Origin of the sequence: Tepidibacillus decaturensis, assembly GCF_001561915.1 — a bacterium.
GTDB classification, from domain to species: Bacteria; Bacillota; Bacilli; order Tepidibacillales; family Tepidibacillaceae; genus Tepidibacillus_B; species Tepidibacillus_B infernus.
Genome location: NZ_LSKU01000001.1, coordinates 1958106 through 1967838 on the forward strand (window position 1 = coordinate 1958106; position 9733 = coordinate 1967838).

The following is a 9733-nucleotide window of genomic DNA, read 5'->3' on the forward strand; positions in this document are numbered from 1 at the left end:
AATTTATTAATGTCTTGCAATAAAGATAAATGCTAAGAAGCTTCTCTTCTATCAAGCAATACCGCTAAAAGGATGACACCTCCCTTCGCTACTTGCTGGTAGAAGGAAGATACATTTAATAAATTTAATCCATTGTTTAATATGCCAATAATAAGTGCGCCAACTAATGTTCCGAATATTTTCCCTCTACCTCCAGAAAGACTTGTTCCTCCTAATACAACTGCAGCAATAGCATCTAATTCATAAGCGACACCTCCAGTAGGTTGAGCAGAATTTAAACGAGAAGTTAATATAATTCCAGCTAATGCAGATAGTGCGCCGCTTAATGAATACACCCAGATTTTTACCCGATCAACTTTGATTCCTGAAAGAATGGTAGCCTCTTCATTACCACCAAGTGCATATACTTTTCTACCAAATACTGTTTTACGAAGTATGAAAAATAAAATAAAATAAGCGATAATCATAAAGATCACGGGCATTGGAATTCCTAAAAAATATCCCCTTCCAAGCATTGTAAAGAAAACGCTATCAGAAAAACCTGTAATTGGTCTTCCATCGGTATAAACCAAGGTAAACCCACGATATATTGTCATGGTTGCAAGTGTAGCTATAAAGGGGGCGACTTTCCCTTTAGCAATAACGATTCCGTTAAACGCTCCAAAAATTGCTCCTAATAATAACCCTACAAGAAAACCTAAAATTGGGTCAATTCCGCTTGACATCAGTCCCGCTGTTAACGCACCTGTTAAAGCTAAAATAGAACCTACAGATAGGTCTATTCCTCCAGTTAAGATAACAAAAGTCATCCCAAAAGCGATAAGAGCGTTGATAGAAACTTGTCGTAGTACATTTAAAAGATTATTAGTTGTTAGAAAGTTGGAGTTAAGAATAGATAAAACGATGACTAAAATAATTAGACCTATTAATGGACCTAGATTTTTAAATAGCTTTGCAATCCGTTTTTCCCCCATTTTATTTTCCTCCAGTAGCGTAATACATGATTTTTTCCTGATCTGCTTCTTTTTGAGTTAATATTGCAGTTATTTGCCCTTCATGAACTACAATAATCCGATCACTCATTCCCAGTATTTCAGGAAGTTCAGATGAAACCATAATAATGGTTACCCCTTGTTCAGTTAACTGATTCATGATATGGTAAATCTCTTTCTTTGCTCCAATATCTACTCCCCGAGTAGGTTCATCTAAAATCAAAATCTTCGGGTTAATACCTAGCCACTTACCAATTACAACCTTTTGTTGGTTTCCACCACTTAATGATTTTACAACCTGTTCGTGACCAGATGTTTTGATAGATAATTTTCCAACAAGATCATCAACAAAAGCTTCTTCTATTTTGTTATTAACGATTGACTTAGTTGAGATTCGATCTAAATTTGGAAGGACAAGATTTTCTCTTACCGATAGCCCTAACACCAATCCTTCTTGTTTACGATCTTCTGTTACAAAACCAATTCCAGAAGCAATAGCATCATAAGGACTTTGAACCTTTATCTTTTGCCCATCGACATAAATATCACCACCATCTTTATTTATTCCAAAGATGGCCTCCACTATCTCTGTTCGTCCAGCTCCCATTAAGCCAGCAACTCCGATGATTTCTCCTTCGTAAGCCTCAAAAGATAAGTTTTGAAACTTCCCTTTTCTTGTTAGACCTTCTACACGAAGGCGTTCTTTTCCAATTTGAACATTTCTTTTGGGATAACGTTCTCCTAATTGCCTCCCTACCATCATTTTTACAATATCATCTAAATGAACCTCAGAAATGAGTTTAGTTCCAATATATTGACCATCTCGCAAAACAGTAATTCGATCACATATTGTAAAAATTTCTTCCATGCGATGTGAAATATAAACTATTCCTACCCCTTGATCCTTCAATTGTCGAATGACGGTAAATAAAGTTTTAATTTCTTTTTCTGTTAGTGCAGCAGTGGGCTCATCCATGATAATAACCTTTGCATTGAGAGAGATTGCCTTGGCGATTTCTATCATTTGTTGCATTCCAACAGATAATTCACCTGCAGGTATATCTGGGTCAATCTCAATTCCTAATCGTTTTAGGTATTCTTCAGTTTTTTGTTTCATCTCCTTATTGCGCAAAATTCCAGTTTTCACTAACCTTAGTTCTCTTCCTAAAAACATATTTTCTGCGACAGTAAGGTGAGGAATAATATTTAGTTCTTGATGAATGACAGCAATTCCAGCTTGTTCTGCTTCCTTTGGGCCCTTAAAATGAACTGCTTTTCCCCTAACAAAAACTTCCCCTGCATCTTTCTGATAGATTCCAGTTAAAATTTTCATTAAAGTAGATTTTCCTGCGCCATTTTCTCCCATAAGGGCATGGACTTCTCCTGAACATATAGAAAAATCAACATTCTCCAAAACTTTTACATGAAAAAATGATTTATAAATCCCTTTCATTTCAATAAGGAGCTGGTTTGATTGATTTTCCATTTTTTCTCCCCCTTTTAGAAGATAACACCTGCGTGTAAAACAATATTGGCATATGGTGTTGCTTCTCCAGTTCGGATTACAGCTTTGGCCCTTTTTGTTAACTCTTTTAATTCTTCATGACTAAGATAATTTAGTTTTTGTTGATCAAATCTTTTTTTAACCTCAAGGTCTAGTGTTGGATTTTGATCCTTGATCTCATGTGCCAAGGTAACCTTTTCAACTACAATATCTTCTAAAATCACATCTAAAGTTTTGAGAAAACTTGGAAGACCTTGTTCTAAGGCTAAATCGATCCGCTTAACCTCATCGGGAATGGGTAAGCCGCAATCAGCAATAACGATCATATCAGTATGACCCATTTTAGATAAAACCGTTGCAATTTCACTATTTAAAATGCCTCGCTTTTTCATATTTTTTCTTCCCCTCTAGTACGTAAAAATTGCTCTACTTCTATTTGCGTTGGCATACCATTTTGCGCTCCAAATTTTGTAACTGACAATGCACCAACTGCATTCCCATATTTGCATGCTTCTTTTAAATCTAATCCTTTACTTAATCCAACGGCTAAAGCACCATTGAATGAATCACCAGCACCTGTTGTATCAACGACATCAACAGAATATCCTGGAATGTGTATCAATTCACCATCCTGGTAAAAATAGACACCATCTTCTCCTTTGGTTACAATAAACTGACTTCCTCTTCTTTTCATAAAAGAATGTAAGTCTTCAACTGAAGAATCAAAAAAATACATTAATTCATGTTCATTTGGTGTAATGTAATCAATTAAATGAATTAACTGATCAGGAAGAGGCTTTATAGGTGCTGGATTTAGAATGACCGGAATCTTATATTTTTTCGCAATCTCTGCCGCCTTCATCACAGTTTCTAAAGGAATTTCAAGTTGAAGTAAAACAATATCACTTTTTGCAATAACATCTTCTAATAATTCAATCTTTTCTGGTGTTAAAGCAATATTTGCACCAGGTATAACTATAATACTATTATCTCCCTTTGAAACTGTTATAGTAGCTGTACCTGTAGTTAGTCCTGTAATTACCTCAATATTATCTATTATTACTCCCTGTTTTTTTAGGTGAGAAATTAACTCTTTTCCAAAAGGGTCATCACCAACACACCCAATCATTCTGACTTCTGCACCTAATCTAGCAGTTGCGACAGCCTGGTTTGCTCCTTTACCGCCTGGAATCATTGAAAAATGTTTCCCAATTACAGTTTCACCCGTCTTAGGAATGACCATTGTTTCAGTTACTAAATCCATATTGATACTACCAATTACAGTAATTTTTGGTCTGTTCATTCATATCCCCCTTGCTGTCAAGCTCTTTTCGTAGATTCTCTTTTAATTAGTTGTATATCCAATTCATAATAAGTTTGTTTAATTGCTTTTCCTTCAATTAAATTGATGAGTATATGTGTTGCTAATTCACCCATCCTATATATAGGTTGAGCAATTGTGGTTAACTCTGGAATTGTCATTTCCCCTAAGGCAATACCATCAAAACCAATAATAGATAAGTCATCTGGTATTTTTCTACCTAACTGATGCGCAGCTTTAATTGCGCCAACGGCCATTACATCATTTCCTGCGAAAATTCCATCTATTTCAGGAAATTTATTCAATAATTTTTTTGTTACTTCAGTTGCAGTTCTCATGTTGTAATTCCCATGAATTATTAATTCTTCATGAAACCATGGCTCATTGCTTACTTCTTCTATATATCCTTTAAATCTTTGCTCAGCATTTATATTTCTATCAGGCCCTTTAATGTGAGCAATCACTCTGCACCCAATTTCTTTTAAGTATTTTGTCGCTAATTTACCACCTTCATAGTTCTTAGTGATAACTGTTGGAATGTTTTTATTTATTGCTCGATCTACAACAACAATAGGTATTTCCAATCCTTCAACTTGTTGTTTATTTAATGAATTCGTAGCTAGAATAACTCCATCAATATATTTTTGTTTCAAATTTTCAATATAGATCTGTTCTTTCTCTACTTGTTCTTCCGAATTATAGAATAAAAGTGTATAACCACTTCTATTAGCGACATCTTCTACAGCCTTTGCTAATTCAGGAAAAAAGGGGTTTGTAATATCCGGTAATATCAATCCTAATGTTTTAGAACTTTTTTTGTATAAACTTCTTGCTACTGCATTAGGTTTATAATTTAATGATTTAATCACTTCTAAAACCTTTTGTTTGGTTTCTTCATTTACATAACCATTTTTGTTTAAAACTCTAGATACTGTTGCTACGGAAACATTTGCATGTTTAGCCACATCTCTGATAGTAGTCATATTCACCCTCCTTGTGTAACCGGTTACATATATTTTTAAAAAAAAATAATATGTAACCGGTTACATGTTTATTTTAAATCATAAATAGGTTTGAAGTCAATGACTAATTTCTAAATAAAAAGGGCTTTCCTCAGTCTACTATAAGACTTTTGGGACAGCCCTTCTTTCATCTCTTACCAAAAGATTTAGCTTTTTCAATTTATTGCTTTTCTTTGCTTGAATTCTTCTTTTATCTCTTGTAACAGGCTTTCATCTACAAGTAATTGTAAACCTGTTAAAGCTAATGCTTTAGCGCCTAGGACTAACGCTTGATCTCCTTCAGTTGAACAAGCAGCTTCACGAAAAGCTACCGTATGCCCAACAAGGTTAGATGGACCAATTTTAATATAGGGATGAATGGTTGGCACCACTTGACTGATATTGCCTGTATCTGTTGATCCTAGCCCTTTTCGTTCCGTCGTATCTACTTGTTCTCCAAGCGATTCCAATTGTTCTTGAAATACTCGATCAAAGCGACGATTAAAAAGTAGGTTATCTACTGGATTTTGAAAAGCAATCACATTTACTTTTGTTCCAGTTGCATGTGCCGCACCTTCAGCTACAGCCTTTACTTTGTTTGTTACTTCATTTAAAGTTTCCCTTGTTGCTGCTCGAATGAAGAAACGTGCCTTGGCATATTCAGGGACAATATTTGGTGCATACCCGCCATGTGTGATGATGCCATGAATCCGAACATCACTTGGAACATGCTGACGTAAGGCATTGATTCCATTAAACAATTGAATCACGCCATCTAACGCATTACGACCCTCCTCAGGTGAAGCAGCTGCATGAGCAGGTTTTCCTATATATTCGAAGTCTAAGGGGTCTACTGCCAAGGATGAACCCGTTATACTTGTTCGATTAGAAGGATGGACCATCATGCAGGCATCAATTCCCTGTAGCAACCCTTCTCTTACAAAGCTGCCTTTTGCACTTCCATTTGGTCCTCCTTCCTCAGCAGGGGTCCCCAATACGACTACTTCTCCTCCAATCTCATCGATCACTTTACTTAGAGCAATCGCTGCTGCAACACTTGTAGTTCCTATAATATTGTGACCACAGGCATGACCAAGTCCAGGTAAGGCATCATATTCTGCTAAATAACCAATAGTAGCCCCTTCTCCTTTACTAGATTTCTTTCGAGCGAGAAAGGCGGTCTTATGACCTGCCATTCCTTTTTCCACAATAAAACCTTCTTTTTCTAATGTTTCTGTTAATAGACTTGATGCAAAGAATTCTTCATTACCAATCTCAGGATTGGCATGAATCTGATGACTAATAGTGATGTATTTTTCTTTTTCACCGTCTACAAATTGAAGAATTTGTTCTCTATATTTTGTGTCTTTTTGAACCATGTTATCTAGGCTCCTCTCCTACATTTAATCCGCTCATTTTCTTCAATTGACTCCAAGGTTAAAGGTTATTTACTTTCTAATTCACTCACTGGAATAAAGGTTGGAATAATGGCACCTTTATATGTGTTTTTAATAAATTCTGCTACATCATCCTGTTGATAAAGTTCTGCGATTTTTTTAAATACTTCTTTATCCTTATCTTCTGAACGAACTGCAATGATATTGATATAAGGTTTGGCTGTTTTATCCTCTAAATAAATGGAATCTTCTACAGGGTTAAATCCTGCCTCTGTTGCATAACCATTGTTGATGACGGAGGCAGCCACATCAGGTAAAACCCTTGGTGTTTGTCCTGCGGTTAATGGCGTAATTTTTATACCTTTTGGATTCTCAACAATACTTTCTAAATCACCAATTCCATTAAAACCATCTTTTAGCTTAATCAAGCCAGCGGATTGTAGCAAAAGCAATGCGCGACCCATATTGGTTGCATCATCTGGTACTGCAATTTCAGCTCCATTTGGAATCTCTTCTGGGGATTTATATTTATCTGAATACAGCCCCATAGGAGCAATTAAAGTTGTGGCAAGTGGAGCCAAATCTAAATTCTTTGTTTTAATAAAATCTACAAAATATGCGTAAGTTTGAAATGCATTTAAATCAATATCTCCGTCAGCTAATGCCATATTTGGACGGACATAATCGGAAAACTCTACGATTTCAATATTAATTCCTTCTTTTGCAGCTTTTTCTTTCAAATATGGCCAAATTCGATCCCCACTACTAACCCCTACTTTGATCGTCACTTCTTTTTCTCCAGCTGTTTCAGTAGAGCTACAACCTGTTAAAACACTCCCAATTGCTAAAACAAAGAATAAAATCATTGCTAATGTCTTTTTCATATTTGTTTTCCCCTTTCTTATCTTCTTCTAATTTTTCTAGATAATATATTTCCAAGACTTTGGAATCCTTGAACAAGAATAATTAATAAAACTACTGTAACGAACATGATCACCGTTTCAAACCGCTGATAACCATAGGCAATGGCCAAATCTCCAAGGCCACCTCCACCAACAGCTCCTGCCATTGCTGATGCCCCTACTAAACCAATAATAGCAATCGTAATGCCAAGGACAATGGATGCTAGCGCTTCAGGTAGAAGGATAGTAAAAATAATTTGCCAAGGTGTTGCACCCATTGCTTCTGCTGCTTCAATTACTCCTGGATCAACTTCTAATAAAGATTGTTCAACTAATCTAGCAATATAAGGTCCTGAATAAAAAACCAGTGGAACAATAGCTGCTGCTGTTCCGATTGAGGTTCCTACAATCAAACGAGTAAGCGGAATGATTGCAACCATTAAAATAATAAAGGGAACCGAACGAAACACATTGATAATCGCATTTAAAATCGTAAATACGACTGTATTTTCCAAAAGATTCCCTTTTCTCGTGACTACAAGAGCTATCCCCAATGGAAAACCGATAAAAAGTGCAAAGACTAAAGAAAAACCAACCATAGTTAAAGTTTCTACCAAGGCTTCAGAAATTTTTGGCCAAAGGTTATTCCAATCAACTTGCATCTGCCAACACCTCTTTTACCGTTACGGTTGATTGATTTAGATACATGATCGCTCTGTTAATTTCCGATTGAGCTCCACGAAACTCCACAATCAAATTACCAAATGGAACCTCTTGTAATTCTGTGATGTGACCAAATAATACATTGATATCAACATTAAACCGTTTGGAAACTTGAGATAAAATGGGTTCTCCTGCCGTATCTCCTACAAAAACAATGCGATGGATTTGTCTTTCACCATCTTGGTTTTCAAGAAGTTTTTTAATTGATTGAGGAATTTCATCATGCATTACTGTACTTACAAAGTTTTTTGCAGTTTGAGTTTTTGGTGTGGCAAACACCTCAAAAATACTGCCCTGTTCCACAATCTGACCATCTTCAATCACTGCAACTCGATCACATATTTCCCGAATCACATTCATTTCATGAGTGATCATCAAAATGGTGATATTGTATTCGCGATTAACTCGCTTTAATAATTCAAGAATAGACATCGTTGTTTGCGGGTCAAGTGCTGAAGTAGGCTCATCACATAATAATACTTCAGGTTCTGTGGCCAGTGCCCTTGCGATCCCAACCCGTTGTTTTTGACCACCAGATAATTGATCAGGGTAATAGTCTGCTTTATCTTCTAATCCAACGAATGTTAACAATTCTTCTACTTTCTTCTTGATTTGTTCTTTTGGCATATTTGCTAATTTCAAGGGATAAGCGATATTGCCAAAAACAGTTCTTGAGTTCAATAGATTAAAATGTTGGAAGATCATACCAATGTTCTGTCTTGCCTTCCTTAATTCTGCTTTAGATAAACTAGTCAAATCTTGATCTTTTACGATGACTTTCCCAGTTGTTGGTTTTTCTAACAAATTGACGGTGCGAAGTAGTGAACTTTTACCTGCTCCACTAAAACCAATCACGCCAAAGATTTCTCCATGTTCAACAACTAAGTTGATTCCTTTTAAGGCCTCAATCTTTTGTCCACCACTATGATAGACTTTCGTTATATTTTCTAATTTAATCATCTCGATCCTCCTTCTTCTGTACAATTTAGACATGTAAGATAGCCCACAAAAGTGACGCTTTTGTTCATTGCATATTCCGATTACTTTTGCGGGATCCCATTCCAATAATGAAAAGAAAGTTATACATTCCTTAACATTAAAAAACCCTCTTCTTACACACGATAAGAAGAGGGTTCACATACAAAATGAGTACACTCTTCTTATCTACCAAGCTTTTAAGCTTGCAGGAATTGGCACAGTATTCTCATAAGGAGAACCCGCTGCCGAGGTTTCAAAGGGCCAGTCCCTCCACCTCTCTGGATAAGAAGATTTGCTATTCAATTTTTTACTTGGAATGACTAGTATATTAAAGCATGAAAAAACAATTGTCAACATAAATTCATCACAAAACTTTTTTGGTCCAAAACCCTTTCTTTTTCCGATCTACCCTAAAGATTTAGGTTCCAATTGTTTCAAGTTCACTTACAAAAACCCCCAATTTCATATTTAAAGGAAAAAGTTGATATAATACTTGTGAAAATATCCAGCGAAAGGATTGAAACTAGATGAATGAGAAGATGTTTGTCCTTTATGAAGAAACAGAAAAAACAGAGATTAAATATATTAGCTTTGTTGGTGCCTCAAATTCAAAGTTTGATTTGGCCATCATTCACACCGGTCGTTTTTACGGTAAAAATTTAGTGATCAATATTCAATCTGGTATAACCGCGATTATTGGCAAAGATGATTTAGAAGAACCAGGCTTTTTAGAAGAAGCTTATCAAATCACGGAAGAAGAAGCAAAAGATCTTTATGACTATTTAATTCAATATTATTGATGATGAAAAATTTGTATCTTTACCTCCTTTTCCAATTTGTATTACAATAATACAGTTGATTAGGAGGTTTTAGTGAACTACCCGCCACCTACGCTTCGCTTAGAGGTGAGGGCTT

General features: G+C 35.7%; 10 protein-coding genes and 1 riboswitch. Of the genes, 1 reads left to right on the forward strand and 9 read right to left on the reverse strand.

The genetic code is table 11. The features are described from left to right. Nucleotides 1-32: 32 nt before the first annotated feature. The 9 genes from rbsC to U473_RS09305 form a co-directional block, all read right to left on the reverse strand. The gene (gene rbsC, locus U473_RS09265) at nt 33-974 is read right to left on the reverse strand and encodes a ribose ABC transporter permease (protein ID WP_068725599.1); all 942 of its coding nucleotides are present in this window, start codon (nt 972-974) and stop codon (nt 33-35) included. A gap of 1 nt (nt 975) precedes the next feature. Next, complete coding sequence (locus U473_RS09270; protein WP_068725601.1) at nt 976-2478, reverse strand: sugar ABC transporter ATP-binding protein; 1503 nt, start codon at nt 2476-2478, stop codon at nt 976-978. Between the two features lie 14 nt (nt 2479-2492). Continuing rightward, complete coding sequence (rbsD, locus tag U473_RS09275; RefSeq protein WP_068725604.1) at nt 2493-2888, reverse strand: D-ribose pyranase; 396 nt, start codon at nt 2886-2888, stop codon at nt 2493-2495. After that, complete coding sequence (gene rbsK, locus U473_RS09280) at nt 2885-3799, reverse strand: ribokinase (RefSeq protein WP_068725606.1); 915 nt, start codon at nt 3797-3799, stop codon at nt 2885-2887. Before rbsK ends, rbsD begins: the two co-directional genes overlap by 4 nt. Nucleotides 3800-3816: 17 nt before the next feature. Then, entirely contained in the window at nt 3817-4800 is a 984-nt protein-coding gene (locus tag U473_RS09285; protein WP_068725608.1) for a LacI family DNA-binding transcriptional regulator, read from the reverse strand. 194 nt (nt 4801-4994) lie between these two features. Continuing rightward, nucleotides 4995-6197 (reverse strand): M20 family metallopeptidase, encoded by a 1203-nt coding sequence (locus U473_RS09290; protein ID WP_068725611.1) that lies wholly within the window; start codon nt 6195-6197, stop codon nt 4995-4997. Between the two features lie 65 nt (nt 6198-6262). Beyond that, a complete protein-coding gene (locus U473_RS09295; RefSeq protein ID WP_068725613.1) occupies nt 6263-7099 on the reverse strand; it encodes a MetQ/NlpA family ABC transporter substrate-binding protein in 837 nt (278 codons plus the stop codon). A gap of 17 nt (nt 7100-7116) precedes the next feature. After that, nucleotides 7117-7779 carry a methionine ABC transporter permease gene (locus U473_RS09300; protein ID WP_068725616.1) on the reverse strand — a complete coding sequence of 221 codons (663 nt, stop codon included), beginning with the start codon at nt 7777-7779 and terminating at the stop codon, nt 7117-7119. Continuing rightward, complete coding sequence (locus U473_RS09305) at nt 7769-8800, reverse strand: methionine ABC transporter ATP-binding protein (protein ID WP_068725618.1); 1032 nt, start codon at nt 8798-8800, stop codon at nt 7769-7771. The genes U473_RS09300 and U473_RS09305 overlap by 11 nt, the downstream gene beginning before the upstream one ends. Nucleotides 8801-8997: 197 nt before the next feature. Then, nucleotides 8998-9107: riboswitch (SAM riboswitch) on the reverse strand. Between the two features lie 238 nt (nt 9108-9345). Between U473_RS09305 and U473_RS09310 the strand changes: the two genes are divergently transcribed. After that, nucleotides 9346-9618 carry a DUF3055 domain-containing protein gene (locus tag U473_RS09310; protein ID WP_068725620.1) on the forward strand — a complete coding sequence of 91 codons (273 nt, stop codon included), beginning with the start codon at nt 9346-9348 and terminating at the stop codon, nt 9616-9618. Nucleotides 9619-9733: the final 115 nt, after the last annotated feature.